Origin of the sequence: Pseudomonas sp. NPDC096917, assembly GCF_044762555.1 — a bacterium.
Lineage (GTDB): Bacteria > Pseudomonadota > Gammaproteobacteria > Pseudomonadales > Pseudomonadaceae > Aquipseudomonas.
This window is the reverse complement of sequence record NZ_JBIWEO010000026.1, coordinates 16,082-42,310: the sequence shown is the minus strand read 5'-3', so window position 1 is coordinate 42,310 and position 26,229 is coordinate 16,082. Positions and strand designations below refer to the sequence as shown.

Here is a 26,229-nt window from a genome sequence, read left to right as displayed (position 1 = left end):
AAACGCGGAATCAGACTGTTCGAAATTCGACCGTCAGATGGCTCACTTCGTGGACCGGCTTAAGACGTTCACGAATGCTGTCGGCGTTGGCAGAGGCCTCACCCATCACGCTGACGATGGCCGCATGGGCTTGCGGTCCAACCCGCCAGACGTGCAAGTCCGTGATAGTGGCATCCCCCGGCGTCTCAACCAGTTCGCGGATTTCCTCGGCAACATGCGCATCGGTCTCATCCAGCAGTACACTTGCAGTGGCTTTCATCAAGGTCCATGCCCAACGCGCAATAACGATGGCGCCGACTATGCCTATGACCGGGTCCAGCCACACCCAACCCAGATACCGGCCGGCAAGCAGCGCGGCAATGGCCAGAACCGAAGTCAGCGCGTCCGCGATGACGTGAACGTAGGCCGACTTCAGATTGTTATCGCTCCCGTGATGGGCATGATCATCATGATCGTGCCCATGGCCTAGCAGCAGGGCACTGAGTATGTTGACGATCAAGCCGGCAAACGCAATGAGCGTCGCGGTACCAAACTGAACGTGCGTTGGCTGCAAGAGGCGCATGACAGATTCAACGCCAATTCCCAGGGAGACCATGCCGAGAATCAAAGCCGAGGCGAACCCGCCCAGGTCTCCTACCTTTCCGGTACCGAAGCTGTAGCGCTGGCTTAAAGCATGGCGTTTTGCGTATGCGTAAGCTGCGGCCGCGATACCCAATGCGCCTGCGTGGGTTGCCATATGAAAGCCATCGGCCAATAACGCCATCGAACCTGTGATGTAGCCTGCGATGATCTCGCCAACCATCGTCACCACGGTCAGTGCCACAACCCAAAGTGTGCGCTTGGCATTTTCGTCGTGTGCCGAGCCAAGGAACACATGATCGTGCGTGTGATTTATGTTGATGCGGCTCATTCGTGCTTCCTGAAAAGTGCTCACTTGGAGTAACGACGAATGGCTTCAAGAAGCTCTTCGATGCCTTTTTTACGCTCCTCTTCGCTCAGAGAAGGGTTCGCGACATGTTCGCGCGCGTGCTCCTCGATGATTTCCTCCATCAAGCCGTTCATAGCACCACGAGTGGCGGCAACAAGGTGCAGTGTTTTGGCGCAATCGAGATCAGATTCCAACGCCCGTTCAACCGCTTGGAGTTGTCCGGCTATACGTTTTACGCGTTTGAGAAGATCGTTTTTGTTTGCTGCAATATGCCCCATGGGATACCCCTGATACCTATATTTTCGGCATTATAGGCATACCCCCTATGCCTATGTAAGTCGTTTGTTGAGAGATCGTATACAGCTCTTCGCTGGGAAGAGAGCTTCCATCGCGAGGGGTATTTATAGAGTCCGGAATGTCCATTCCTTGCTTTAGCTCGGAATCAACCAGGCAGCCACCTGCTGGCCAGCCAATCCGTTCTAGAGGTGATCCACTTTTCCTTTGCGGTTCGGGGTGCATTGCTCGGTCATAACGACACTCGTATGCCCACGTTGATCTTTGGCTTTCAGTCTGTAGGCGCCGGATTCTGCTTTATCTGTGCCAGCCTTTGCGCGTAAGTCGCGCATTTGGAAATCAATATTCTTAATGCCTGATGCCGCGATCCAGGCAATTTGGCGTGCAGGCGGTAACAAACTTGGTGGCCGTGCGCGCTCCATACTTCCCAATAGGCGCTCAAGCGTGTTTTTCAGCACAAGGTGTTGGTTATTCATTTTTTAATATTGATTTAATGGTGTTTTGATCTCCGGATGCCTTGACTGCTTAAAGGGGGTGGCTGGATCTATGATGGTTAACCCAGTGGTCAATGGTTTTTCGTTCAGTGGGTAGTTGGTTGTGTTTAGGTCGAGTGCTTAAGTTTGGCAGATGGTTTTATGGGGGCGTTAGATAAGCACTCGAGTTGTATTAAAGCAATGAGCGTGCCCAGCAGATCGAAAATCATAGGTAAGCATAGCCAAAGGGTCTAATGCCTGCTTCGCACCAAGCGCATACTGACATTAGATTGCTTGTATTCAGTGATGTATTGGGATTTTCCCGTTTCAGCAAGCAGCTTGCGCTCTGTGGCACGGCTGATGGAGTCATGACTATGCTTTCGACATTAGAATTACGTCACGTTATTGAATCTGCATTCCTTCCGACACGCTGCTGCTGTCGGGTTGAGTCATTGGGCTATCTTCAAATTGAAATCTACGACTCTGAATCAGGTAGTCGCAAGCTTTTGGTGACGGGTATTTCTCAGTCTGAGCTTGTAGGTAATCAAGAGATAACGAAATTAATAGAAGAAGTTCGCGCAGAACTTCATGTCACCCGTCAAATGAGATTTGATGCGAGTGTGGATAAAGAAGCCAGTGATCAAAAAAACCGTACGGCTGGACTAATTGGGTAGGTTGTAGAAATTATGCTAATTCGTTAGGTTGCCGCAGGAGATGTCAAAACTTTGGTGCTGTCGTTAAAAGGTACATCTCAGTGCAATTTAAATGGCTTGGCAGTTAGTTCATCTATTTCAGGGTTGTGTGTTTTTTTTGATGTGTCTTGATGTTGTTTTATTTTCATGAGGCTCATGCTTTGGACACCATGAACATAAAGGGCTTGCACGCATTTGGCGTGCAGGCCCTTTGTTTTTCCGCTGCGCAATTTTAGACCTTGCTCTGGCATTCACTGTGTTAGCGGTATTTTTCTTTCTGCGGTTGCGGATGGAAGGTCCTGCGCCTTTGAGGGCGAGCAAAGCGGTTCTTTCTTCCATTGAAAAAGGCATGCGTAAATCCTTTTTTAAATGAGTCACAGCCGCTCTCAAGCAACGCTTCAGGAACCCAGGGCGTATTGTTAGGGATACGATTGCCTTCAGTGAAGCGTTTTAACTCTGCGACTTTCGCCCATCCGGATTCTGTCCAATGCTCTGTTTAAAGCGTCCAATGCATCTAGCAGGGCTTTAGCTTCTGCCTCTCTACCATCTCCCCATAGGCGCTCTGCCATTTTGTTAAGGGTCAGAATGGATCGTTCTATATCAGCAGCAGTCGCTTCGGCAGATTTTGCAGCTTGTTTCTTTGGCATTGTCTAAGTTTCCGCAGTGCCAGATCAATCGGGGCATCTTGGCGGCACAATTGCTGGCTGGGTAGGGTGGGGTGCATAGGCTGTATGAGGTTGTTATTCCAGTCGAGCGTGGTGAGAGAAGGATCATCCCAGAAAACTGTTAGGGTCATGGCCGGTACTCCTTATGTTAGAGCGCGCTGGTACGCTAAACCATCTGTTTTCTGATGTCTTGAAGGATCTTGCTACGCATGCCGCGGCGCTATATCTGACCCCAAATGGCCGTTTAACCCTGTGCAGTATTTGGGTAGATTGTGCTCAGCCAGAAAGCTGAAACCTGGATCTCAAGGACGCACCCTGAAACTGAATCACAGACCTGTGAAGGCCGAAGACGTAAAAACCATTTGCAGTTTTTCTTCTGATGCCCAAGAACTGCACACATTCCAATGACCCGCGGTAGAGCGGCCGCCATCGTTTGGTAGGCTCATCGATAAGGACTACTCATGAACTTGACGCCTGAACAGTTGGTCTGTGTCGCGATGACCAACCCGGTCAACGCGGCACTTATGACTCGTTTGCCTTTGTTGGGGGTGGATCAGTGCATGCTGACCGCGGGGTGCCTGTTCCAGGCCGTCTGGAATCAACGCTCTCATTTACCGCCGGCGTTTGGGGTCAAGGACTACGACGTTTTTTACTTTGATAAGGACGTGTCGTGGGAGGCCGAGAACGAGGTTATTGTCGAGTCTCGGCGATTGTTCGAGGATCTGGGCGTCAATGTCGATATCAAGAATCAGGCCCGGGTTCATCTCTGGTATGCAGAGCGTTTCGGCAGGCCTTACCCTCAGTTGCTTTCAGTCAAGGACGGTATTGACCGTTATCTTGTGGCCGGTACGTGCGTGGGGCTCAGCACAGAAACCGCAGACGTGTATGCGCCCTATGGCCTGGATGATATCGGGCTGGGACTTTTGCGCTCGAACCCCAAGACGCCGCAGCCCGATCTGTTTGTTAACAAGGCCAAGAGTTATCAGGAGCGTTGGCCGTGGCTGACGATTGTTGGTGTCGACTGAGGCGAGTGGATCCATCGCCTCTAATACGGCCTTTATCCTGGATAACCGCTATTCGGACGAAAGTGCCTGCACTTTGCTGAATACCGTTCGCACAATGCTCAAATACCTCTAGGGAGATTGCTCGATGCCGCTTCAATCACGCCTCACACCCCTTGCCAATGAACAAATGGATGACGCCCAGCGGGCGGTTCTGGCTGAAATCCTCAGTGGCCCAAGAGGGAATCTGGATGGCCCTTTCCTGGCCTGGATCCGCAGCCCGCAGCTAGCCGATCATGCGCAGCGTCTGGGGGCTTTTTGTCGTTATCACACGCGCCTTGAGTTGCGCCTGACCGAGTTGGCGATTTTGTTCACCGCCAGTTGGTGGCAGTCCCAGGCCGAGTGGCAGATCCATGAGCCCATCGCTCGTCAGGCGGGCGTCAGCGACGCGGTGATTGAGGCATTGCATCAGCAACGTGAGCCTGATTTCGAGCGCGAAGACGAGCGCGTCGTGTACCTGCTTGCCAAGACGCTGTATCAGACTCGCCGGGTAGACGAGGGGCTCTATGCGCAGGCGGTCGAAACCTTTGGTGAGGTGGCGGTGGTCGAACTGGTGGGCGTGTTGGGCTACTACGCGCTGGTCGCCATGACGCTCAATGTGTTTGCCGTACGACGCGACACCCTTGCACCGCTGCCCTTTGTCGAGCCTTAGGCGTCGCAGTCGGGTGCGATGATCTCAACCTTGATCTTGTCCGGGTCTTCACAGTACAGGGCGTAATGCTCTAGCCCAAGCCACCGTTGACGGCTCTCTGGCGCTGCTGCGCGACAATCTGGATGTTGTTCGGCAAGTGATTTGGGCGGGTGCGCAAGCCGTGATGCCAGGCCCTGCGGTATTTCCGGCAATCGACCTGGACCCATCTGCTTGGACGCCGTCCAAAGTCATTGCCCTGTTGCGTGACGCGATCGGATTCGACGGTTTGATCATTTCTGATGACCTTGATGCCGTTTCCATTCTCAGGGGTAACTCGATTACCGATACAGCAGTCAATTCACTTGCCGCTGGAGCGCATCTGTTGCTGGTGTCCAGTGAGTCGGGGCTGGATGCGATTGCCCAAGCGATTGTGGCGGCAGTAGAGGCCGGCACGCTGGACCTTCAGGTTTTGTTGAATCCCTCGCGCAAGGTGTTTGAGTTGGCAGCGAATAATGCTCTTGCCCTGTCGTGTTGATCCTTTGCCAACCTACATAACCCCATAATTTGCAAGAAAAACGGGTCTTGCGCCACCTATCAGTTAAGCCATTATTTCCTGGGATTTTTAAGAGAAGGAGAGGGCGGCTTACTGCTATAAACGGTTATATAAAAATATGTTTTAAGTCTTATTGGCGAATAACGCCTTTTGATAGCATTGCACCGCCGGAACACCGGACACACAGCGCATTTCATCTTGATTGGAGCCCCCATGTCCGGCGCCGACACTTCTCACAGCGAATACGTGGGCGGATTGTTCCGCAGTCATTACCAATGGCTGTGCGTGCGTCTGCGCCGCCATCTCGACTCCAGCGCCCATGCCGAAGACATAGCGGCGGATACGTTCGTCCAGCTTCTGAGTTCGCCCGGCGTGGAGCCTATCCGCCAGCCTCGAGCGTTGTTGACCACCATTGCCCAGCGCTTGATGTACCAGCTCTGGCGGCGTCGTGATCTGGAGCGGGCCTATCTGGACGCCTTGCAGCTGGATGAAACCTTCGAGGCGCCATCGCCTGAAGACCTGGCGCAAATGCTCGAAGCGCTGGAGCGTATTGACCAGTTGCTGGATGGCTTGCCGGCCAAGGTCAAGGCCACTTTTCTGCTGTCTCAGGTCAACGGTCTGACTTACCCTGAAATTGCCGCTGAGCTGGGTATTTCCCAACGCTCAGTCAGTGACTATATGACCAAGGCCTTCAATCGTTGCCTGCGTGCTTGTATGGAATGAAATGAATACCGAAACCTCGCACGATGAGTTGATCGACCACGCCACTCGCTGGATGGTGCTGTTGCGTTCAGGCCATGCCGGCGATGCCGATTGGCAGGCGTATCGCCAATGGCGCGCGCAAGACCCGCGTCATGAGCAGCTTTGCGCGCAACTGGAAACCCGCCTTGGAATGTTTAAGGTGCCGATAGCCCAAGGGGTCAGTGGCACGGTGTTGCAGCAGGCGCTGACTGCGCCCTCCGTCAGCCGACGCAAACTGGTGCAGGGCATGTTGGCCTGTACCGGGGTAGCCATCGGCGCCAGTCTGTTTATCGGTCAGCGCGGCTCATGGCTGGGCGAGCTCACGGCCGATCTGTCGACTGGCACTGCTGAGCGTCGAACAGTCAATCTGCCGGATGGCAGCGAATTGTTGTTGAACGCCAAAAGTGCTGTAGACACGGATTTTTCACACGCGCAACGGGTGGTGCGACTGCTTGATGGCGAACTGCGGGCCAAGGTGACGCTCAACTCGTCCACCCCGTTTCAGCTGTTGACGCCGCAGGCGCGGATCCAGGTGCCAGGGGGCGAATTGTCAGTGCGCGAGCGCGAGGGGCAAGGGTTGGTGATTGCGCTTAAGGGGGCGGCCCGGATCGCCCGTCCGGGCCTGGACACGCTGCAACTGCAGGCGGGGCATGAAGTGTCTTATGACCGCTTTGGATTCGGCGTTGTGCGGCCCATGAGTCTTGGCGCAACAGCCTGGGTCGAGGGTTTACTGGAAGTGCGTGATACACCGCTGACTGAGATTGTCGAGGCGTTGCGCCCCTATCGCAACGGCGTGCTGCGCCTGGATCCGGTCATTGCTGGGCTATGTGTCAGCGGGTTATTTCGACTGGATAAATCAGAACAAGTGCTCGATACGCTGGCGCGGACCTTGCCGATCCGGATTGTTCGTCGCACCGACTACTGGGTCACCGTCAGCCCGGCTTGAGCCCTCCGTCAAAGCCCGGTTCTAAGTTCATAACCAAACGATCTGCAAGTTTTCAATCCTTCGTTACACATCTCTCCCGTAAACGCTGCGGCGAGCAGCGTTGTTCAAAGTTTTTGGGGAGATTCAGTTTGAGCGCGTCTATTTTTTTCACACCTCGCCCTTTGCGGGCTTTTACCATCGGTCCTTTGGCAAGCCTGTTCCTGACCTGCGCCTATGCGGCCGAAGAAGTCCGGCAGGTGTACCACATTGCTTGCGGACCACTGGATGAAGTGCTGTTGAACATCAGTCGCCAGAGTGGTCAGGTGATTTCTTTTACCCCGCAACTGCGCCGTTACTCGTCAGCCGCCGTGAATGGTTCAATGTCGGCCGAGCAGGCCGTTGGTGAAGCATTGCGTGGTACTGGCTTGCAATTGCAAGTCAGCCCGGATGGGGCGTTCATCATCAAGCCGGGCGCAGTGAGCACAGGCAAGGCCAGCGCTCAGGCGCAAAACGCGGCACCCACGACCGCACTGGATCGCGTTGTCGCAATTGGCACCCGACGTGCCAATGCCACCGTATTGAGCAGCGCCGCGCCCGTGGATGTCATCAACAACGAAGAGTTGGTGCAAACCGGTGCAGTCACGCTCAACCAGGCGCTGTTCCAGTTGCTGCCCTCGTTCAACTTTCCGCAAAACCAGAGTGCAACCCGCGGCCAGGATCCCAAAGGCGCTTCTTTGCGTGGCCTGTCACCGGATGAAACCCTGGTATTGATCAACGGCAAGCGCCGCCACGCCTCGGCAGTGGTCAACATTTCGGGCGGGGTTCCGTTTATTGGCGCCCAGCCGGTGGATCTGGACATGATCCCGATCAGCGCCATCGACCACGTAGAAGTGCTGCGTGACGGTGCCTCTGCACAATACGGCTCCGATGCAGTGGCAGGGGTTATCAACATCGTGCTCAAAGAGCGTGACAGTGGCGGACAGATCAATACCCAGCTGGGCAAATATTCTCAGGGTGATGGCTTCAGCAAAACCACTGACGGCTGGTACGGTCTGGGCTTGCCGGGGGACGGCTTTTTGACTGTCAGCTTTAACGCGTTGAACAACAAACCTGACGACATCGGCGATAAGTACGTCGCCGATGGCCATGTGCAGGACCCACGCTGGGGCGGTGCCGGGCGTGACAAATACAATCTGGCGGCGAATGCCGAGGTCGGTCTGGACGATCAGTGGCGGCTCTACAGCTTCGGCACCTTTGGCCAGGACAAGTCGGTCAACAACACGCCACAACTGTTGGCCAGCAGCCCGAATAACGTCTTGGCGATTTACCCCAACGGCACTATTCCCAAATACCGTTATCGCTATGAAGATGGCGCGTTGACGGTGGGGACACGCTACGAAGATGAAAGCCTGGGTCGCTTCGACCTGAGCGCGACTTATGGCCGGGACGAGCATGACGAGCTGGCCTACAACACCCTCAATCCAAGCTTTGGCGTGGCCAGCCCGACCAAGTTCGACATCGCCACCTTGATCAATGAGCAAACCAACCTCGGCCTGGATTACGTCAAAGACCTGCCAGTGGAGTGGTTGAGCAACCCGTTAAACATTTCGGCCGGGGTTGGTTACCGCAATGAGCGTTATCGACTGGAGGCAGGGGATCCGGACTCCTACTCGTTCGGCGGCGTAGACGGCGTGCAAGTGGGGGGTGTTCAGGCTTCAGGCTTGACCCCGGACGATGCGGCCACCTATAAGCGAGAGGTGGCCGGCGTGTATTTCGGCCTCGAAAACCAAGTCACCGACAAACTGCAATTGGGGCTGGCGGCGCGTACCGAACACTACTCGGATTTTGGCTCTGCCACCACAGGCAAACTCTCGGCACGCTACGACTTCACGCCTCAGATTGGTGTGCGTGCCACCGTCAACAACGCTTACCGCGCCCCGACCCTGGGCCAGATTGGCACCTCTTGGACCACCACAACCAACGTTGATGCCAATGGCAACCCGGTACTGACGCGCATGCTGCCAGCCAATAACCCGGCGGCGCGTGCCTTGGGCGCTGAACCGCTCAAACCTGAAAAATCCACCAACTACTCGCTGGGCCTGGTGTTGCGTGCGACCGAGCAAGCGTCTGTGACCATCGATGCTTATCAGATCTCCATTCGCGACCGGTTGCTGTTCAGCGGTGGCATTTCGGGGCCGGAAGCTGAGCGCATTCTCGCTGCCGCTGGCTATAGCCAGTACAGCTGGGCGCAATTCATGACCAACGCCGTTGACACCCGAACCCGTGGTGTCGACATCGTCGGCAAGTACAACCTGGACTTGCAGCAATACGGTGCGCTGGCACTGACTGCCGGGTATACCCGAGCCAAAACCACCATCGAAAAGACCTATGAAAACGCTAACGGCTTTGAAACCGTCACCCGTGAAAGCCGTGGGTATCTGGAGCATGGTTACCCGAAAGACAAATTCGTACTGGGCGCGATTCATCGTTACGGCCCATGGAGCGTCGCGCTGAGCGAAACCCGTTACGGCGAGTACAGCAAGTTCGCATCTTCGGCCAGCGATTCGCAATACGACCAAACCTTTGCGGCGCAATGGATCACTGACCTTGACATCAACTACGCCTTTACCAAGCAACTGCGTTTGTCGGTGGGGGCCAATAACGTGTTCAACAGCAAGCCGGATGATTTCGACACTCACCTGCGTCAAACCCCAAGCCAGAAATACAGCTACCTGTCACCGGCTGCACCTGAAGGCACGTTTTACTACACCCGTTTAAGCTACGCGTTCTGATGTGAGGTGGCGGGGTGACTCGCCACCTTTGAAGGGCGTTCGTAAACCTTGACCTTGAAATGCATCAAACGCCGCGTCACCCGCTCGCAGCCTCGCTGCGCTCTTGAGCGGCTATCAAGTTAACAGGAATGAGGTTTTCACGATTCAGGACTTATGTCAGCTCGCATTGAGGGGGCTCTAAAACGGCCTAAAGACTATCCGGGTCGCCGAAAAACATCTGAATCCGTGAGCGCAACCAACGCTCCCCCGGATCGTTGTCCTGAGCCCCACGCCAGGCCATGTGTAATTCAAAGGCCTGAGTGTCCAGTGGCGGGTCTTCTGCCCGTACCCCACCCGCGGCGGTGAGGGCTTCGGCGGTGTAGTCAGGCACGGTGGCGATAATGTCGGTGCCGGCCAGCAGTGTGCTAAGGCCATTGAACTGTGGCACGGCCAGCACTACGTGACGTTTACGGCCCATTTTTTCCAGTTCGGTATCGATAAAGCCGCTTAAATCACCCGCGAATGAAACCAGGGCATGCGGTCGCTCACAAAAGTCATCCAGGCTCAGTGCGCCAGGCATGGTGTCGGCACGCAATAATTTGGATTTACTGCGTCGCAGCACTTTGCGCTTGGCGTTGGCGGGCAGGTCGTTGGTGTAGCTGACGCCCACCGATATTTCGCCCGAAGCCAGCAGCGGTGGCATCAGAATGTAGTTGACCCTGCGAACCACCAGTACGATGCCCGGCGCCTCTGCGCGCAAGCGCTTGAGCAGCATGGGCAGCAGCGCAAACTCTACATCATCGGATAATCCAATGCGAAACACTGAGGTGCTGGTGGCAGGATTGAACTCTGATGCACGGCTTACGGCGGTGGAGATGGAGTCCAGCGCGGGTGACAGCAAGGCGAAGATTTCAATCGCCCGCGCTGTCGGTTCCATGCTGCGCCCAGTGCGGACAAATAGGGGATCATCGAACAGATTCCGCAGGCGTGACAACGCAGCACTGATCGCCGGCTGCCCCAAAAAAAGCTTTTCGGCCGCACGGGTCACACTGCGTTCATGCATCAAAGTTTCGAAGACGATCAGCAAGTTCAGATCGACGCGACGTAAGTCGTTACGGTTCATCTGGCGGTTTCACTGGAGGGTCAACGAGGTAAGGGTACGGATCTTACTGGCAAAGATGATAAATCGTCACTCGGTAGATTGGCTTTCTTGGTTTGATGCTCGCGATGTCGCCCATCATAAACGCGAATTTCTCCCTCTTTATCGACACAAGTAGCCCCGTTTCAGGGTGAGAAAATGTCTGCCGATCAATGACAGGCATGTCGACTATTAATGCTGTCTGTTAGTCTTGCGGACAAAGCCCGGATAAAGTCCTGTGGTATTAGCGATTAATAAGGCGAGGTTTGCGATGTCGCGCACGATCCGTTTTCACAAGTTTGGCTCAGCTGAGGTGCTCAAGTGTGAAGAGCACGAAGCCGCTGCGCCTGCGCCTGGCGAAGTCCAGGTGCGTGTCGAGGCTATCGGCATAAGCTGGTATGACGTGCTCTGGCGGCAGAACCTGGCTCCAAGCCCTGCACGTTTGCCAGCGGGCATCGGCCATGAAATGGCGGGTATTGTTACCGCTGTCGGAGCGGGTGTTGATGATTTGTCGGTAGGCGACAAAGTAGCGAGCTTTCCCGCCCAAAGCGCTAACGACTATCCCGTGTACGGCGAGCTGATTGTGATGCCGCGCTCAGCTCTTACGCGTTATCCGGACATTTTGACCCCGGTTCAGGCCAGCACTCATTACACCCCCCTGCTGATCGCGTATTTCGCATACGTCGATCTGGCGCGGGTCAAGCCTGGGCAAACGGTGCTTATTACCGATGCCAGCCACTGTGCCGGGCCCTCGTTTGTGCAGTTAGGCAAGGCCTTGGGCGTCAAGGTGATTGCTGCAACCAAAGAAAGCGAAGAGCGTGATTGTCTGATAGGCCTGGGGGCCGACCACGTGATCGTGACCGAAGAACAAGACTTGTTGATGCAAATTAACAAAATCACCGATAACAGAGGTGTCGACGCAGTTTTTGACGGCCTTGGCGGCCCCCAAATGTCGCAGTTGGGCGATGTTCTGGCCCCTCGTGGCAGCCTGGTGTTGTATGGCCTGCAAGGTGGCAATCAAACTCGGCTACCTGCGTATGCATGCTTTCAGAAGAATATTCAGTTTTATGTTCACTGCATCGGCAACTTCACCGGCAAGCCGGAGTTGGGTATTGCCCAGAACGTAGAGGCTATACAGCGGGCCTTGCTTGCGATTAACCAGTTGACTGCCGACCGTGTGTTGCTGCCCCTGGAAGTAAAAGTCTTCCCGTTTGAAGACTTCGTTGAAGCCCATCGCTTTATGGACGACTGTCCATGTCGAGGCCGAGTGGCGTTGCAATTGACCACTCCTTGAAGCCTGACGCTGCCTGCAAAACGCCACACCTGATATTAATGATGCCGCCCTTGAACGCTGAGTTCAGGGGCGTATTTTTATGGGCAGTATTAAACGCATTTGTTCGATTGTGTTTATCCGGGAGCTGGGTAGATGTATTTTCGAACATTTCAATAGATTTATTTAGATGCTCTCTGGCTGCATAAATATTCTTTTGGATGTGCTTTTTGTGTAGGTCTATTCCTGTGCATATGTGAGTCCTGTCTGTAATGGGCTTAAGCGGTAAGGTAAGTGTGGGCGTGTTCCATAGGGCTGCCGATAATACAGCGCTCTAAATGGAGGGATAGCCCATGAGTAATTATCATGAACAAGCCATGCGTTTTGTTTATCAACAAGTTCTGCACCGGCTATTGGGTTTCTTTAGTCGCTCTGAGCGCGTTGCCTTGCAGTTACTTATTCAACGCTTAATGGTCGCAGCGGGGGGCGTTGAAGGGATTGGTAGTTATCGGGTCATGGTGGTGCATGAAGGGGGCAAAGAATGCGCCTACACGTTGGCTTTTCTGCGGGCCGCTCAACTCAGTATTGCGGGCCGAACGCCCGAAACGTTTGTCTTGCGTATTGCTGTATTGCGCCAGCCCCGAGTGACTGCAAAGGTGATGGAGCGGATACACACTCAATACAGTGAGTTGTTTATGTATGACGATCCGCGCGTAGAGTTAGTGCTCGTGGATGAGACTCAAGTCAGCCGACTGGACAAAAACAGTCCCATAGCCTTTGAGCGACTGCAGCCGGTCATGGATCGCACGAAAGTGTTGATGTCAGGCCACCTCACTCAAGGCGAAGCCCGCGCCACCTTCTTTTATCCGGATCTGTTGTCACGCGCTGAACTCTATCGCCGTGCCTGCGAATGGGGCGGGGAGGTGGATGCTTTAATCGATCGACGCCCACCCAAACACTTGGGCAAATACATGGCGTGGGTTCAGCGGGTCGCACATCAACAGGGGTATGTGCTGAATGACCCGCACTTGCAAGGTTTTCAGGGGGCAGTGAAGTTATGTTCAAAACTGGACGATGACTATAAACATTTGTTGTGCCTGGCGGCGTCGATGCGGTTCATTGCGGCAGAGGCTGATAATGAAGTGAATGTGATTAACGTGTTCGACTGCCTTTCCTACGAAATAGATATTTTGCAGTCTCAGGTACTGATGTTTGTTGAGGGCGTATGGAATATAAAAGTGCTGGATATTGAAGAGCCGCAAGCCGCTGTGGTGTTGTTGGCCGCACACTTGCAAGGCTTGCGCGGCATCTATCGGCAGGGGCTTGAGTATCGTGTGGGGGTAGAAGATTACTTGCGTCGCATGGCCATCGAAAATCAAACGAACGATCGCTATAAAGGGCAATTGATAAAACAGCTGGGTGTCACCTTTAATACGCCTAAGCGCATAGAGAAGTTGCGTATCACTGCGACGCAATACTTAGCTGAGTTACACGCGATCAGCGACGAGCACTTGGGGTGCCTCATGTATTCACCTTTTGTCGAGCAAGCGCTTGGCCTCGAGGCTTTTCTGGCACATTGCCACCCCGGAAAACTGCAATCACTCGATGAGTTTCGACGGATCCTGATGAGCTCGAGTGGTGCTTCAACCCCTGACGCCCTGTGGCTTGAATCTGTGAGCGGGTTGCCTTTGTCATCGCTTCGCGTGTTGTTCAACATGCACAAGACCGATCTCACGTCCTGCAACTCCCTGATTGCCGCCCTGTGGGTCCACGACCCTAACCATCAAACCTGAATGGCTTTATCCAGTGCCCGCCAGCCTGACTGACGGGCACAGTGAAAGCAGCCGCTCATCCAATAGGATTTGCCACAGCAATGGGCTAACTGCTATCTGTATGCATAACCAGTAACCAAAACCAGTGGTTTGTTCTGCCTGTGATTTCTGATCCCCTTGAAGACCCGCTTTATTACCTTAAAAACTTTCAGCATGTGCTTGACTGGGTTGCCGCGCGCTACGCGGACGTCTTGACCCTCGACGAGCAACAGTTCATTGCCGGTTTCGCAGAGTTGCCTGGGGCTGCACAAGCCTTGTGGGTCCGCATGGCCATGCGCAAAGGCGCGCATTTTCGGGCCAGCAAACTGAATTACCCCGAAATCGGTGATACGCGCTCTGCGGCGACAGACCTGGTGGCGCATGGGTGGGTGTGTGATCACGCGCCTTTAGCACTGGTCGAGGTGTTTGATGTGTTGACCAAGCCCGAAATTATTGGCTGTTTTGGTCCATACCTCACCCAACCCAAGGGTAAAAAAAGCGAATGGCTTGAGCAATTGGCCGTCGATTTCACTCAGTTGCAGAGCCTGGCCGAATGGCATCCAACGTTGGACGAACACCTTTACACTCTCAATCATCGTGCGTTGTGCGATCGCTTGCGGCTGATGTTTTTTGGCAACTTGAGCCAAGGCTGGTCAGATCTTGTATTAGCCGATCTGGGGTTGTTCAACTATGAAAAGGTTGATTTCAGCCCCGAATCCCGCGCCTTGCGCTCCCGTGCCGATATTGACGGCTATCTGCACCTTTATGCCTGCCGCGAACAGTTTGAAGCGGGGGGCGATGCGAACCAGGTATTGGCGCAGGTTCTCGACTACCACACCGACAATAGCTGGCTGCAAAGGCGTCGCGCACGTTTGTTGTTCCAGTTGGGGCAGTATCACGAGCGGGCTGGGGCGTTGGCTTTGGCATTGCAGGTTTACCAGCACAGTGGCCACTCAGAAGCGCGACTGCGCAAAGTTCGAGTGCTTGAACTGCTGGGTGAGTACGAGCAGGCCATGGCCCTGACGGAACCCTCCGAAGACGCGCCTTTCACTGATGCCGAAGAGCAGCAACTGCTGCGTATGATCCCTCGTCTGCGGCGCAAGCTGGGGCTGGCGGCACTTGCGCGCCCCAAGGCCTTGCCGATCCAGCGTTTGGACCTCAGCCTGGAGCACAACCAAGCGCTGTCCGTTGAGTTCAAAGTGGTGAGTCACCTGCAAGCTCCCGAAGCGCCGGTGTACTACGTAGAAAACACCCTGATAAATGGTTTATTCGGCTTGCTGTGCTGGCCCGCCATTTTTGCGCCGTTACCCGGAGCGTTTTTCAATCCTTATCAAAGTGGCCCGGCCGACTTGCTGGAACAAGATTTTTACCCGAGGCGGGTCACTTTGTTCGATGTCTGTCTGGCGCAGTTGGACAACGGCGATTACCTCGACACCATCCGTGCCACCTATACCGCCAAATTTGGCGTGCAATCGCCATTTGTGGCGTGGGATTACGTGAGCCAGAGCCTGCTTGAAGACGCCTTGTTGTGCCTGCCGCCGGCACACCTGAAGGTCTGGTTCCGACGTTTGCTGCAGGATATAAAAACCAACCGTGCAGGCATGCCTGACCTGATTCAATTTTGGCCCGCGCAAAAAACCTACCGCATGATTGAAGTCAAAGGTCCCGGTGACCGCCTGCAAGACAACCAGCTGCGCTGGCTGGCACTGTGCGAGCAGCACCAAATGCCAGTGACCGTGTGTTATGTGCAATGGCAGGAATCCGGCGCTTGAGCTATCGCGTAGCCGTACGTGCCTTGTGCGAATTCACGGCCAAGGTCGGCGACCTCGACCTGCGGTTTACCCCGTCGCCCACCGCGCAGCAAGGCATCGCGGGGCACCGCACCGTGGCCTCGCGCCGCAGCCCTGACTATCAGGCCGAAGTGAGTCTGGAAGGGCAGTACCAAAACCTTGACGTACGCGGTCGCGCGGACGGTTACGACCCGCAGGGCAATGTGCTCGAAGAGGTCAAAACCTTTCGCGGCGACTTCGCCTCTATCCCGGCCAATCATCGGCAACTGCACTGGGCTCAGGCCCGAATCTATGGCTGGTTGCTGTGCCAGACCCGGCAGCTGCCCGCGGTCAGTCTGGCGCTGGTGTACTTTGATATTGTCAGCGAGAAGGAAACCCGGGTTCAGGAACACTGGAGCGCGAGCGACCTGGAGCAGTTCTTCAATCAGCAATGCGCGCTGTTTTTGAACTGGGCAGAACAAGAGATGCGTCATCGTCAGGCCCGTGACGACGCGGCGCAGCAGTTGGCGTTCCCTCATGCGCAGTTTCGTACCGGCCAACGAGCCTTGGCCGAGGCGGTATACAAAACCGCCAGCGGTGGCCGTTGTCTGATGGCGCAAGCGCCCACCGGAATTGGTAAAACCATCGGCACCTTGTTTCCCCTGATCAAGGCCATGCCCAAGCAGCAACTCGACAAGCTGATGTTTCTGACGGCCAAGACCCCCGGGCGCAAGCTGGCCCTGGATGCGGCGCAGGTCCTGTTTCCGGCAGGAACTGACGTGGCTCTGCGGGTGTTGGAGCTGGTTGCGCGGGACAAGGCCTGCGAGTACCCGCAGAACGCCTGCAATGGCGAGGCCTGCCCGTTGGCCAAGGGTTTCTATGATCGCTTGCCTGCTGCGCGCCAGGCAGCGGTTGACCAGTCACCGCTGGACCAGCAAACACTGCGCAGCGTAGCCCTGGCGCACCAGGTGTGCCCGTACTACCTGGGGCAGGAAATGGCTCGCTGGGCGGATCTGGTCATTGCCGACTACAACTACTACTTCGACTTCACGGCCTTGCTGTATGGCTTGGGCCAGGCCAACCAGTGGCGGGTCGCAACGCTGGTGGACGAAGCGCACAATCTGGTGGAGCGGGCTCGGCAGATGTACAGCGCCAGCCTGGATCAGCAAACGCTCAACAACGTGCGCCTAAACGCCCCGGTACCCCTCGACAAACCTTTCAAGCGTCTGAATCGGGAGTGGAATGCCCTGCACAAGGATCAGGTCGGACCTTACCAGGTGCACCCGCAACTCCCGGCCAAATGGCTGAACGCATTGTCGGGCTGTATTACCGCCATCGGCGACTACCTCAACGATCACCCGCAAGGGCTCTCGGGCAACCTGCAAGCGTTCTATTTCGAAGCCCTGCAATTCAATCGACTCGCAGAGTTGTTTGATTCGCACTTTTTATTCGACATCAGCGTGCGTGATGGGGCCAAAAAGCGTTTGTCGCAGCTCAATCTGCGCAACATCGTGCCGGCCGGGTTTATCGGCCCGCGACTGGCCAGCGCACACAGTAATGTGCTGTTTTCAGCCACGCTCAGTCCCCGAACGTATTACACCAATCTTCTAGGGTTGCCCGCTGACACGGTATGGATCGACGTCGAGTCGCCGTTCAGTGCCGAGCAACTGACAGTGCGGGTGGTCAGCCAGATTTCAACCCGATACACACACCGCCAGGCGTCGTTGGCGCCGATTGTAGAATTGATCGCACGCCAGTTTGAACAGCGCCCCGGTAACTACCTGGCTTTTTTCAGCAGCTTTGACTACCTGCAGCAAATTGCCGAATTACTCGCCGAGCGCTATCCGCATGTGCCGCAGTGGTTGCAATCGCGGCGCATGGATGAAGCGGCGCGTCAGGGGTTTCTCGATCAATTCACCTTGTCGAGTCAAGGTGTCGGTTTTGCGGTGCTGGGCGGTGCCTTTGGCGAAGGCATCGACTTGCCCGGTGCGCGGTTGATTGGCGCGTTTGTTGCCACCTTGGGTCTGGCGCAATTAAACCCCGTCAACGAGCAGATCAAACAGCGCATGGCCGGGCTATTTGGCGCCGGTTATGACTACACCTACCTTTATCCAGGGGTACAAAAAGTGGTACAGGCCGCTGGGCGCGTGATTCGTACCCAGACCGACCAGGGCACTTTGTTCTTGATCGACGACCGATTTGCCGAGCCCAAGGTGCAGCAGTTGCTGCCCAGTTGGTGGCAATTGGGTTGAACATGTGGCGTGTGGCACACTGCCCAGCCTGTTCTTTAGTCAAGCGAGTTCAATACGATGAGCATCAAACGTTTCGGAACCGGCGCTGTGGGCGCTGGCGGTCAACCCTTGCCATTCGCCCGTGCTGTTGAGGCCGATGGCTGGTTGCACGTGTCGGGGCAGGTGGCCATGGAGAACGGTGAAATCATCAACGGCGGGATTGTGGAGCAAACCCACAAAACCATGCAAAACCTGATCGCCATCCTCGAAGAAGCGGGTTATGGCCTGGAAGACGTCGTGCGCGCCGGTGTCTGGCTGCAAGACCCGCGTGACTTCTGGAGCTTCAACAAGGTCTTCGCCTCGTACTTCAAAAGCGAGCATGCCCCGGCTCGCGCCTGTGTGCAGGCCATGATGATGGTCGACTGCAAAGTCGAAATCGACTGTATCGCCTACAAAGCCAAAACCTGAGCACGAGGTCTGCCAATGCCATTGATCAAAGCACAGGTGCCCAAGGGGGTTGCCAACCCTGGCGATAACCTGCTGCGCGACGTCAGTTTGCCTGCGCTGGTGATTCACCGTGCTGCGCTTGAGCACAATATTCGCTGGATGCAGGACTTCGCCACCCGCAGCGGCGCGGTGTTGGCTCCACACGGCAAAACCAGCATGGCCCCGGCCTTGTTTCGCCGTCAGTTGGAGCAGGGCGCCTGGGGCTTGACCCTGGCCAACGCGGTGCAAACCCGTGCGGCCTATGCGGGTGGCGTGCGTCGAGTGCTCATGGCCAACCAATTGGTGGGGCGCCCCAACATGGCGCTGATTGCCGAGTTGCAAACCGACCCGGTGTTCGAGTTTTACTGCCTGGTGGATCACACGGACAACGTCGCTGCGCTGGGCGAGTTTTTCGCCGAACGCGGTCAGCGTCTCAACGTGATGATCGAGTATGGGGTAGTGGGTGGGCGCTGTGGCTGTCGCAGCGAGCAAGAAGTGCTGGCACTGGCGGCCGCAATCAAGGCACAACCGGCCTTGGCCCTGACCGGCATTGAAGGCTACGAAGGGGTGATACACGGCGAGCAGGCCGTCAGCGGGATTCGGGGTTTTGCTGCATCGTTGGTAGGTCTGGCCTTGCAACTGCAACAGGACGGCGCGTTTGCGTTAGACAAACCCATCATCACCGCCTCCGGTTCAGCCTGGTACGACCTGATCGCCGAAGCGTTTGCCGCAGAAGCGGCCAACGGGCGTTTCCTCAGCGTGCTGCGTCCTGGCAGCTACGTGGTCCACGATCATGGCATCTACAAAGACGCGCAATGCTGCGTGCTGGACCGTCGTACCGACCTGCAAGAAGGCTTGCGCCCGGCGCTGGAAGTCTGGGCGCATGTGCAATCGTTGCCAGAGCCAGGGTTGGCGGTCATCGCCCTGGGCAAACGTGATGTTGCCTACGATGCCGGGTTGCCGATGCCGTTAATCCGCTACCGCGAAGGTATCGTACCTGCTGCGAGCGATGACATCAGTGAGTGTAGGGTGACGGCCGTGATGGACCAGCACGCCTTCATGACTCTCGCGCCGGGCGTACAGCTGCACATTGGCGACATCATCAGCTTTGGTACCTCGCACCCATGCCTGACCTTCGACAAATGGCGCAGCGGTTGCCTGGTTGACGAGCAGTTTTACGTGCTTGAGCCGGTAGAAATAGAGTTTTAATTCCTGTGCGAGATTCTATTGCGGGCAGCCAAGCGATTTCGTAGCAGTGCCGAGCCTGCAAGGCTACATCCGATTGCGAAGCGATCGTAAACCCTGAGTGCAGGGTTTCACTGCAACACCGCAGTGCTTGATGTTACGACTGCTGCGTCAGGGTGCCGCACCTAGCAGACGCAGCCTTGCAGGCTCGGCAACTGCTACGAATTCGTGCGCATTGATGGGTGAGAGCTGACCTTGGCACGTCAGGCCAAGATTCAGTCCTGCCCACCCCAAATGATGGTGGCGTTATCTCCCGTCATGTACTCGCGCACTTCCAGTGGCAGCGATAGATCGCTGGGCAATAGTACCGTGGCATTGCGCAGGTGTTGCCGACGAATCTTGCCAATCGCCTTGGCGGTGGTGGCGATTGCGCTGCTGGTGGTGACGGCGACTGCTAAGTCAATCCGGACCTGACACGCGTCTGGTATGTCGTGGTGAGCGTGACATCCACACCAGCAGTACCAGCATGCCTGCTGGACACAGCGTGACTGCCAACAGCCCCATGCGCAGGTCTGAGTATTCTGAAATGATCCCCACCAGCCATGGGATCAGACTGCACCCTGCATTGCCGAACGCTGTCAGCACCCCAAACATGGTGGCTCCGCCCTGAGGGTAGGCATCCGCCGTGATGGCGAGCATGGTTGGCCACAGACAACTGCCGCTGAAACCGGCAGCCATTGCCGCGGCAATCGCAAGTGCAGGGCTCGTGGCAACGCTTATGACGATAAACAGCGCCGCGGTAACGGCGCAGCACCCGAGCATCAGGGGGATCGCCGGTATCCGCTCATGCAGCATCGCCGCGCCAATGCGCCCGAGCGCCATGCCGATGGAAAAACCGGCCAAGGCAAGCCCGGCGAATTCTTTCGAATAGCCGAGTGTTTGTTCGGCATAAGTCGGTAGCCATTGAGAAAGTCCCATTTCCGTCGCACCGCCCAGGAAGATGGCGATCAGACAGGCGATGAAATAGGGTTGTTTGATGAGCTTTGGCAGGGATTCACGCTGCACGTGTTCCTGTATCAAGGGCGGCAGCGGTAGCCGCACAAACACCAGCAAGGTCGCCAGCGGTGCAAGCATGAGGATCAGTGCCACCATTCGCCACGAGACATTCCATTTCAGCGCCAGGCTGGCGATCAACACCGCTCCGACCGCTCCTGCGCAGAAAAACGCGTGCAGCCAGTTCATAGCCGCACTGCGACGGTTTGGCTGCAGGGCCGCTACAAGGGGGCTGAGAATCATGTCCAGCACCCCCGCGCCAAACCCCATGAGGGCGACAGCGAACAGCAGCAACGCATAGGACGGTGCAGCCGCGACTGCTGCCAACCCCAGCGTTGTGGTCACCAGCCCAAACACTGCGATTAGCCTGGCGTTGAAGCGGTCTGCCAACGGCCCCGTGAGCAAAATGGCAATGATAAAACTGAGAAACATGATGGCCGGGATTCGGCCCAACTGCTCGGTGGTGAGCACTGAGCCGGCACCAAAGGTGTGGCTGAAGGTGGTCAGGTATACCGGTAGAAAGTTGAGAGCCATGGCCAGGCACATCATGGCGGCATAACACGCATAAAGCGCATGGCGGTTCTGAGTGGGTGAAATCATCATGGCTTGCGAGACTCTGGAGATTAAAAACGCGGGCTGTTGTGCTCTTTCCAAAGGCATTGCGTCCATTCGATCTCAGAGAAGTGCGCGGCAAAGGAAGAGTCTCCAGGGCTACTGGCAAAGAAGCCGAAGCGAACGCTGTGTTGTGCATGAAACAAATGGAACATGCGCATCATGGAGAAATGCAGGCCGTCAGCAGAGTTCTCAAGCAAAAAGTCACTGCCTCTACGGCTCAATCGGTAATACATGGTTTGCGTCACCCGATCGAGGTTGGTCATGGACCAATCAGAAAAGCCGTTATTGGTCACGACCGAAAAAAGCTGCTGATAGCCATTGCTTTGATATTCGATTCCACTTTTCAGCCAGTTATTTTCATCTTGATAGATGAAGAGCCCACACTGATCGAAATAGGCATCTGAATGAAAAGCCACCTTGGCTTTGAGTGTCCAGAATTGCTCATCACTGGTGAGTACAATGCCAGGGGCGTTGTTGTATTCAAGACCGTAATAAGTTCCTCGCCAGAAGTCGGTGTCCGGTGAAGTATGAATGACAATTTCGCTGTCGGTGATGGATGAGTGTTCAGGGGCATTAATCCAACTCAATGCCGATGTATTAAATGCCCTCATAGGTGCTTGTGCTCCATGAACCAATGCCGGATTTCATCATGGCTATGAACGCACCTATCGGCTGCGCTCAGATTCTGCTCCCCTGAGTTTGGGTTTAACAGGCCGATGCAAAACATACCGGCAGCTTTTGCAGCGGCCACGCCATGGCTTGAGTCCTCTATGACCAGACATAAATCGGGATTTACGCCCAGTCGTTCGGCGGTCAGCAGGAAAATATCGGGCGCAGGCTTGCCTTGTTTGACATCCGAGCCGCAAACAACGTGCTGAAAATAGGGGCGTAATTGAGTGTCGCGCAAAATGACTTCAACCAGTTCACCGCTAGAGGATGACCCTACGGCACAGGCTGTTCCTGCGGCATTTAATGCTGCAAGCAACGTTTGCGCTCCCGGCATGCTCGCCAGCGGATCACTGCCCATGGCTTGAATTAATTGCCGATGATGCTGCGCCACTAGAAACTCCAGTGGCTCGGTGAGCCTGAACTCATCTTTGATGGTGCTCCACATGGAGCCCTGGGTCGTGCCCACAAAGCGAGACAAGGCTGATTTTTCAAGGGCAATGCCATAGCGCGCATAAGAAATCAGTTCCTGTTCCATATAGAAAGGTTCACTGTCGACCAGAACCCCGTCCATATCGAAAATAACCGCTTGAAAACGCTGCATCAGTGCGCCCTCTGAAGCTCAAGTTCACGTGTGAAATGCAACAGGTTGTAATTGGAGCGCTCTTCAAAGGTATGCAATTTGAAAGACTTGGTCAGTGCAATGTCCTGATAGCCTTCGCCATCAGTGAGTGTGGTGGTATCTGATCCGCCGATAATAATGGGTAGTTGCATAAGAATGATTTCATCCACCAGATCAAGATTGAATACTTGCCAATTTAACTGGCCACCGCCCTCAACCATGATGTGGTTTATTCCGCGCGCTTCCAGTAGAGGGAAGAGCAATTGGAAGTCCACTTTGTCGGCACCGACAAACACGACCTCTTTTCCTTGGGCTCGGATCTGGTCGACCATGTGGTGATCGCGGGCTGATTCAGTGGTAGCAATAATGGTGTGTTCTGGAGAACTCAGGACTTTGGCCGAAACAGGGAAGTCCAGTGAGGTGGTTGGAATAATGCGAATAGGGTTGCGTTCGGCCTCATAGCGATTGGTCAGTTGTGGGTCGTCAGTAACAATGGTATTGCGCCCGACCATGATGGCGTCTACCTCACCACGAAATTTATGGATAAAACGCATGTCTTCATCGTTGAAGCGCTGGAACAGTCCTTTACTGGAACCGCCATTGCCCAGGGTTAATTTGCCATCAATCGATATCTGGCTAAATACAGTGACTTTCACAATGATTCCTTTTTATTGTTAGCTCGAGGTTGGAACTTATAAGTACTTGGGGTTGGGCGCGAAAACGCTTTTTATAGCGGGGGATGCAGGGTTATTTAATAAACTGTCGAATGCGTGTGAAAATGCGTCCAGGGCATACCGGTGAGTGACCAGTTTTCCAAGGTCGGGGAGGCTAAGTGCCAAGTCCAGCGCACGAGGAAAGTGCTGATTATATTCCCCCGCGGCAATGATGCTGATGGCGTTGACGAGAAAGTGTTTTACAGGCAGCGGGTAAAGGTAGTTGCCATTAAAGCCGAAGAGCACAATCCGCCCGCCCCGGCGAATAGCGCGAGCCGCTGTGTCGAGTTGATTGCCAACGGTGTCTATGACTGCATCAACGGGGTCTTGAGTCTGCAACCTTGACTCAAGTTCGTCAGAATGAACGATGTCCAAGCCAAGTGAGCGGCCGAAGTTGATTCGATTGCTGTTTAAATCGGTGGCCAGGGTAGTCACGCCCATGGCCCGTAAAAGTAATTGAGCGACCAGACTCATTGGGCCGGACCCCAGCAGTAGCACACGTTCACCAGCGTTTATGGACGCGCGGTCGATAGTGTTCAAAATACAGGCCACGGGTTCAATCAATACGCCTGTTTCCCAACTCATACTGTCTGGGAGTGCATGTACAAAGCATTCGCGAGTGATAAATCGCTGAGCGAAAGTACCGTGTTTGTTAACGCCGGCTATATCTAGAGTGAAGTGCATCCCACCCTGGCATAGATGTGTCTGGGCTGAGCGGCAAGGTTTGCACGACCCGCAATACTCATTAGGATCAATCACGACCCGCATACCGACGCGCAGGTTATTTACCGCCGCTCCTATTTTGACAATGACCCCGACTGCTTCGTGACCGCGAATGATGCCAATTTGGCCCTCTTCGCGGCCCGACAACACAGCCAAGTCTGTGCCGCAAATACCTGATAGTACAATATCAATTTCGACAGAGTGCTCAGTAAATGCACCCATGTAGTCGTGTTCTATCAGGCCAAGTTTCTGTTTGCTGATTAAGCTAATCGCATTCATGGACTTTCTGTGGCTCCCACTGTAGCGCTAAGAAGGTGGGGATTATGGAGTGACTAGTTTGGTTGTTTCAGCTGATAAATAGTTGCAGATAAATTCACGATGATGCGTTATGTTTCCGGTTATTGTTTCAGTGGGTTTTTATTTGTGAGTTGTAGATGAGTTTAGGGGTTGATGTTCATGTTTTCATATGAGCTCTAACGATTATTCTGACTTTTTGACGACATCGCTCACGCTTAGGAACGTCAAATTTTGACGCCTTTTAATTGAAAATCTACGCGCTGAAGTCTGATGGTCTTTACTGGGTAGCGGGGTGCAATGCGGCTGACTTGAGTTCGGCTGACGGCGTTTCGGCGTTGGCAAAGGATGTAGGAGGCGTCGATATTCTGGCAAACATGCTCAAAGCCGAGGTTGAGCGCACGGGTAAAACCCTCGAGTCAGTAGCGACTGATTTTGTTACACAGCATCGGCCCAGCTCGATCATTCAGCGAGCGGCAACCGTGGACAAAGTCGCCAACATGGTCGTTTATGTATGTTCCCCTCAAGCGTCAGCCACGACAGAGGCAGCACTCAGGGTAGACGGCGGTGTACTGGATGACATTGTTTGAGGCAACGCTATAGAGCCGGTCGTTAACCAACCACAGGTGTATCAGCGTGGTGAGGTAACGGCCGTATTATTCAATCCGCTCAGGATCACTCTTTGACGTCCATGAACTCTTTGGCCCAGGCCACGTAGTCTTCTGGTTGCGTGTAGGTGTGAGTCAGCTCTGTAGCACTGAGGTTGCTGGTGCTGTTTGTCAGGTGACGCTGAGCGCGGAGGCTGTCGTAGGTGGCCTTGATCGCCGCAAAGTAGGCGGCATGCCCGGCAACTACAATACGTACGCCCAAACTGGCCAGACGCTGGCTGTCATTGAGTTTCGGATTGCCGTAGGTCACCAGCATCAGTGGCACGGTGAGCTTTTCAGAGATTTTTTCAAGGTGGTCGAAATCGCTGATGCCTACAATGCAGATCCCGTCGGCGCCGGCTTTTTCGTAAGCCTGTGTCCGTTCAATCACCGCTTCAACCGGCAATACACCCGCGTTGGTGCGCGCGATGATCGAGAGCAGGGGGTCGACACGTGCTTCAAGGGCGGCCTTGACCTTGCCGATGCCTTCTTCGACAGAAATCAGATCTGTGGATTTACGGGCAAACTGCGCGGGCAGAAGGGTATCTTCTATCGTCAGTGCGGCTACGCCTGCGCGCTCGAGTTCTTCGACGGTGCGCATCACGTTAAGGGCATTGCCATAGCCGTGGTCGGCGTCGGCGATGAAAGGCAGTTGAGCGACACGGCCGATACGGGTGGCCTGCTCGACAAACTCACTCAGGGTGATAAGGGCAAAATCGGGTGCTGCCAGAACTTGCAGCGAGGCGACTGAGCCACCGAGGATACCGACCTCGAAGCCCAGATCTGCGGCAATACGTGCAGACATCGGGTCAAAAACGGAAGCGGTTTCAACGCACGCAGGCGTGGCGAGCAATTGACGAAATTCATTACGCAGAGCTGAGTGGGACTTTTTGGGCATGATCTTTCCTGGTTCTGGCCATCATCGAAATACGATCTATGCCTGTTCATAGTCCAGCGAGACTACCACGCAGAAAAATAGACGGTTATGACGTTTCAGAATGGGCTATGCAGGATGCGCATAGAGCAACGCAATTGAGGAGGTTGGATGAAGAAAATTTAATTCAATGCCAGCACCCGTTAAGGCTGAAACGTTTCCGTTATTCTTGTGCTACCCAACGACAGGGCTCAAGCGCTTAGACCAATGCCTAAGGATTAGCGCGGCGGTGGTCATCAGGATAGGGCGCAAGCGTACAGGGCGTTTCTTCAGTCGCCTCACGTTCGCTGTGGCCTGCGCACAGTTGGTTGGCAAACTGAACGATCCTATTTCAGTAC

General features: G+C 55.0%; 26 protein-coding genes and 1 pseudogene. 14 read left to right on the top strand and 13 right to left on the bottom strand.

Going from position 1 to position 26,229, the window contains the following annotated elements; all coding sequences use genetic code 11:
• Positions 1-10: 10 nt before the first annotated feature.
• The 3 genes from dmeF to ACIQYF_RS22120 all read right to left on the bottom strand — a co-directional run bounded on the left by dmeF (position 11) and on the right by ACIQYF_RS22120 (position 1,698).
• Positions 11-910 carry a CDF family Co(II)/Ni(II) efflux transporter DmeF gene (gene dmeF / locus ACIQYF_RS22130; RefSeq protein WP_402866065.1) on the bottom strand — a complete coding sequence of 300 codons (900 nt, stop codon included), beginning with the start codon at positions 908-910 and terminating at the stop codon, positions 11-13.
• 20 nt (positions 911-930) lie between these two features.
• Positions 931-1,206, bottom strand: a complete 276-nt coding sequence (locus tag ACIQYF_RS22125) for a metal/formaldehyde-sensitive transcriptional repressor (protein ID WP_402866063.1) — start codon at positions 1,204-1,206, stop codon at positions 931-933.
• A gap of 201 nt (positions 1,207-1,407) precedes the next feature.
• Entirely contained in the window at positions 1,408-1,698 is a 291-nt protein-coding gene (locus tag ACIQYF_RS22120; RefSeq protein ID WP_402866061.1) for a hypothetical protein, read from the bottom strand.
• A gap of 371 nt (positions 1,699-2,069) precedes the next feature.
• On the opposite strand from ACIQYF_RS22120, the gene ACIQYF_RS22115 reads away from it, so the two are divergent.
• Positions 2,070-2,369, top strand: a complete 300-nt coding sequence (locus ACIQYF_RS22115) for a DUF1652 domain-containing protein (RefSeq protein ID WP_402866059.1) — start codon at positions 2,070-2,072, stop codon at positions 2,367-2,369.
• A gap of 117 nt (positions 2,370-2,486) precedes the next feature.
• On the opposite strand, the gene ACIQYF_RS22110 is transcribed toward ACIQYF_RS22115, so the two are convergent.
• The 3 genes from ACIQYF_RS22110 to ACIQYF_RS22100 are packed head-to-tail and all read right to left on the bottom strand — an operon-like array spanning position 2,487 to position 3,183.
• Complete coding sequence (locus ACIQYF_RS22110; RefSeq protein WP_402866057.1) at positions 2,487-2,765, bottom strand: hypothetical protein; 279 nt, start codon at positions 2,763-2,765, stop codon at positions 2,487-2,489.
• A gap of 59 nt (positions 2,766-2,824) precedes the next feature.
• Entirely contained in the window at positions 2,825-3,034 is a 210-nt protein-coding gene (locus tag ACIQYF_RS22105) for a hypothetical protein (protein ID WP_402866055.1), read from the bottom strand.
• Positions 2,983-3,183: a hypothetical protein gene (locus ACIQYF_RS22100; RefSeq protein ID WP_402866093.1), complete on the bottom strand. Its 201-nt coding sequence runs from the start codon at positions 3,181-3,183 to the stop codon at positions 2,983-2,985. Before ACIQYF_RS22100 ends, ACIQYF_RS22105 begins: the two co-directional genes overlap by 52 nt.
• 330 nt (positions 3,184-3,513) lie before the next feature.
• On the opposite strand from ACIQYF_RS22100, the gene ACIQYF_RS22095 reads away from it, so the two are divergent.
• The 6 genes and pseudogenes from ACIQYF_RS22095 to ACIQYF_RS22070 all read left to right on the top strand — a co-directional run bounded on the left by ACIQYF_RS22095 (position 3,514) and on the right by ACIQYF_RS22070 (position 9,755).
• Positions 3,514-4,077, top strand: coding sequence for a nucleotidyltransferase family protein (locus ACIQYF_RS22095; protein ID WP_402866053.1), 564 nt, complete (start codon positions 3,514-3,516; stop codon positions 4,075-4,077).
• A 124-nt stretch (positions 4,078-4,201) separates the two neighbouring features.
• On the top strand, positions 4,202-4,765 hold the full coding sequence (locus tag ACIQYF_RS22090; RefSeq protein WP_402866051.1) for a carboxymuconolactone decarboxylase family protein: 564 nt from the start codon (positions 4,202-4,204) through the stop codon (positions 4,763-4,765).
• A gap of 61 nt (positions 4,766-4,826) precedes the next feature.
• A pseudogene (locus ACIQYF_RS22085) lies at positions 4,827-5,279 on the top strand (glycoside hydrolase family 3 N-terminal domain-containing protein); the annotation flags it as partial.
• 231 nt (positions 5,280-5,510) lie between these two features.
• Entirely contained in the window at positions 5,511-6,020 is a 510-nt protein-coding gene (locus ACIQYF_RS22080) for a sigma-70 family RNA polymerase sigma factor (protein ID WP_402866049.1), read from the top strand.
• 1 nt (position 6,021) lies between these two features.
• Positions 6,022-6,984 carry a FecR domain-containing protein gene (locus ACIQYF_RS22075; protein ID WP_402866047.1) on the top strand — a complete coding sequence of 321 codons (963 nt, stop codon included), beginning with the start codon at positions 6,022-6,024 and terminating at the stop codon, positions 6,982-6,984.
• Between the two features lie 128 nt (positions 6,985-7,112).
• Complete coding sequence (locus ACIQYF_RS22070) at positions 7,113-9,755, top strand: TonB-dependent receptor domain-containing protein (RefSeq protein ID WP_402866045.1); 2,643 nt, start codon at positions 7,113-7,115, stop codon at positions 9,753-9,755.
• 187 nt (positions 9,756-9,942) lie between these two features.
• Here ACIQYF_RS22070 and ACIQYF_RS22065 read toward each other — a convergent pair whose 3' ends face one another.
• A complete protein-coding gene (locus ACIQYF_RS22065; RefSeq protein WP_402866043.1) occupies positions 9,943-10,857 on the bottom strand; it encodes a LysR family transcriptional regulator in 915 nt (304 codons plus the stop codon).
• Positions 10,858-11,143: 286 nt separating this feature from the next.
• Between ACIQYF_RS22065 and ACIQYF_RS22060 the strand changes: the two genes are divergently transcribed.
• The 6 genes from ACIQYF_RS22060 to ACIQYF_RS22035 all read left to right on the top strand — a co-directional run bounded on the left by ACIQYF_RS22060 (position 11,144) and on the right by ACIQYF_RS22035 (position 19,648).
• Positions 11,144-12,166 (top strand): zinc-dependent alcohol dehydrogenase family protein, encoded by a 1,023-nt coding sequence (locus ACIQYF_RS22060; RefSeq protein ID WP_402866041.1) that lies wholly within the window; start codon positions 11,144-11,146, stop codon positions 12,164-12,166.
• Positions 12,167-12,495: 329 nt separating this feature from the next.
• Positions 12,496-13,935: a hypothetical protein gene (locus ACIQYF_RS22055; RefSeq protein WP_402866039.1), complete on the top strand. Its 1,440-nt coding sequence runs from the start codon at positions 12,496-12,498 to the stop codon at positions 13,933-13,935.
• Positions 13,936-14,075: 140 nt separating this feature from the next.
• Positions 14,076-15,725, top strand: a complete 1,650-nt coding sequence (locus tag ACIQYF_RS22050; protein ID WP_402866037.1) for a VRR-NUC domain-containing protein — start codon at positions 14,076-14,078, stop codon at positions 15,723-15,725.
• Complete coding sequence (locus tag ACIQYF_RS22045) at positions 15,722-17,974, top strand: ATP-dependent DNA helicase (RefSeq protein WP_402866035.1); 2,253 nt, start codon at positions 15,722-15,724, stop codon at positions 17,972-17,974. Before ACIQYF_RS22050 ends, ACIQYF_RS22045 begins: the two co-directional genes overlap by 4 nt.
• A gap of 57 nt (positions 17,975-18,031) precedes the next feature.
• Positions 18,032-18,421 (top strand): RidA family protein, encoded by a 390-nt coding sequence (locus ACIQYF_RS22040; RefSeq protein ID WP_402866033.1) that lies wholly within the window; start codon positions 18,032-18,034, stop codon positions 18,419-18,421.
• Positions 18,422-18,436: 15 nt separating this feature from the next.
• Positions 18,437-19,648, top strand: a complete 1,212-nt coding sequence (locus ACIQYF_RS22035) for an amino acid deaminase (protein ID WP_402866031.1) — start codon at positions 18,437-18,439, stop codon at positions 19,646-19,648.
• A 435-nt stretch (positions 19,649-20,083) separates the two neighbouring features.
• Here the strand turns inward: ACIQYF_RS22035 and ACIQYF_RS22030 are convergent, their stop codons facing one another.
• The 5 genes from ACIQYF_RS22030 to ACIQYF_RS22010 are packed head-to-tail and all read right to left on the bottom strand — an operon-like array spanning position 20,084 to position 24,295.
• The gene (locus tag ACIQYF_RS22030; RefSeq protein WP_402866029.1) at positions 20,084-21,280 is read right to left on the bottom strand and encodes an MFS transporter; all 1,197 of its coding nucleotides are present in this window, start codon (positions 21,278-21,280) and stop codon (positions 20,084-20,086) included.
• Between the two features lie 20 nt (positions 21,281-21,300).
• A complete protein-coding gene (locus ACIQYF_RS22025) occupies positions 21,301-21,903 on the bottom strand; it encodes a DUF1349 domain-containing protein (protein ID WP_402866027.1) in 603 nt (200 codons plus the stop codon).
• Positions 21,900-22,562: an HAD family hydrolase gene (locus ACIQYF_RS22020; RefSeq protein ID WP_402866025.1), complete on the bottom strand. Its 663-nt coding sequence runs from the start codon at positions 22,560-22,562 to the stop codon at positions 21,900-21,902. The genes ACIQYF_RS22025 and ACIQYF_RS22020 overlap by 4 nt, the downstream gene beginning before the upstream one ends.
• Positions 22,562-23,236: a dihydrofolate reductase family protein gene (locus tag ACIQYF_RS22015; RefSeq protein ID WP_402866023.1), complete on the bottom strand. Its 675-nt coding sequence runs from the start codon at positions 23,234-23,236 to the stop codon at positions 22,562-22,564. The genes ACIQYF_RS22020 and ACIQYF_RS22015 overlap by 1 nt, the downstream gene beginning before the upstream one ends.
• Positions 23,237-23,272: 36 nt before the next feature.
• Positions 23,273-24,295, bottom strand: a complete 1,023-nt coding sequence (locus ACIQYF_RS22010) for a zinc-binding dehydrogenase (protein WP_402866021.1) — start codon at positions 24,293-24,295, stop codon at positions 23,273-23,275.
• Positions 24,296-24,621: 326 nt separating this feature from the next.
• Here ACIQYF_RS22010 and ACIQYF_RS22005 point away from each other — a divergent pair, with 326 nt between their 5' ends.
• Complete coding sequence (locus tag ACIQYF_RS22005) at positions 24,622-24,900, top strand: SDR family oxidoreductase (protein WP_402866089.1); 279 nt, start codon at positions 24,622-24,624, stop codon at positions 24,898-24,900.
• Positions 24,901-24,985: 85 nt separating this feature from the next.
• Here the strand turns inward: ACIQYF_RS22005 and ACIQYF_RS22000 are convergent, their stop codons facing one another.
• Positions 24,986-25,855, bottom strand: a complete 870-nt coding sequence (locus ACIQYF_RS22000; RefSeq protein ID WP_402866019.1) for an oxaloacetate decarboxylase — start codon at positions 25,853-25,855, stop codon at positions 24,986-24,988.
• Between the last annotated feature and the right edge of the window lie 374 nt (positions 25,856-26,229).

Bases quoted from the DNA above. Each gene is read 5' to 3' on its own strand.
- ACIQYF_RS22080 (WP_402866049.1), top strand. From the start codon at position 5,511: ATGTCCGGCGCCGACACTTCTCACAGCGAATACGTGGGCGGATTGTTC.
- ACIQYF_RS22040 (WP_402866033.1), top strand. From the start codon at position 18,032: ATGAGCATCAAACGTTTCGGAACCGGCGCTGTGGGCGCTGGCGGTCAA.
- ACIQYF_RS22065 (WP_402866043.1), bottom strand. From the start codon at position 10,857: ATGAACCGTAACGACTTACGTCGCGTCGATCTGAACTTGCTGATCGTC.
- ACIQYF_RS22020 (WP_402866025.1), bottom strand. From the start codon at position 22,562: ATGCAGCGTTTTCAAGCGGTTATTTTCGATATGGACGGGGTTCTGGTC.
- ACIQYF_RS22035 (WP_402866031.1), top strand. From the start codon at position 18,437: ATGCCATTGATCAAAGCACAGGTGCCCAAGGGGGTTGCCAACCCTGGC.
- ACIQYF_RS22090 (WP_402866051.1), top strand. From the start codon at position 4,202: ATGCCGCTTCAATCACGCCTCACACCCCTTGCCAATGAACAAATGGAT.
- ACIQYF_RS22115 (WP_402866059.1), top strand. From the start codon at position 2,070: ATGCTTTCGACATTAGAATTACGTCACGTTATTGAATCTGCATTCCTT.
- ACIQYF_RS22010 (WP_402866021.1), bottom strand. From the start codon at position 24,295: ATGAATGCGATTAGCTTAATCAGCAAACAGAAACTTGGCCTGATAGAA.
- ACIQYF_RS22075 (WP_402866047.1), top strand. From the start codon at position 6,022: ATGAATACCGAAACCTCGCACGATGAGTTGATCGACCACGCCACTCGC.
- ACIQYF_RS22105 (WP_402866055.1), bottom strand. From the start codon at position 3,034: ATGCCAAAGAAACAAGCTGCAAAATCTGCCGAAGCGACTGCTGCTGAT.
- ACIQYF_RS22095 (WP_402866053.1), top strand. From the start codon at position 3,514: ATGAACTTGACGCCTGAACAGTTGGTCTGTGTCGCGATGACCAACCCG.
- ACIQYF_RS22060 (WP_402866041.1), top strand. From the start codon at position 11,144: ATGTCGCGCACGATCCGTTTTCACAAGTTTGGCTCAGCTGAGGTGCTC.
- ACIQYF_RS22030 (WP_402866029.1), bottom strand. From the start codon at position 21,280: ATGATGATTTCACCCACTCAGAACCGCCATGCGCTTTATGCGTGTTAT.
- ACIQYF_RS22055 (WP_402866039.1), top strand. From the start codon at position 12,496: ATGAGTAATTATCATGAACAAGCCATGCGTTTTGTTTATCAACAAGTT.
- dmeF (WP_402866065.1), bottom strand. From the start codon at position 910: ATGAGCCGCATCAACATAAATCACACGCACGATCATGTGTTCCTTGGC.
- ACIQYF_RS22120 (WP_402866061.1), bottom strand. From the start codon at position 1,698: ATGAATAACCAACACCTTGTGCTGAAAAACACGCTTGAGCGCCTATTG.
- ACIQYF_RS22100 (WP_402866093.1), bottom strand. From the start codon at position 3,183: ATGACCCTAACAGTTTTCTGGGATGATCCTTCTCTCACCACGCTCGAC.
- ACIQYF_RS22000 (WP_402866019.1), bottom strand. From the start codon at position 25,855: ATGCCCAAAAAGTCCCACTCAGCTCTGCGTAATGAATTTCGTCAATTG.
- ACIQYF_RS22025 (WP_402866027.1), bottom strand. From the start codon at position 21,903: ATGAGGGCATTTAATACATCGGCATTGAGTTGGATTAATGCCCCTGAA.
- ACIQYF_RS22125 (WP_402866063.1), bottom strand. From the start codon at position 1,206: ATGGGGCATATTGCAGCAAACAAAAACGATCTTCTCAAACGCGTAAAA.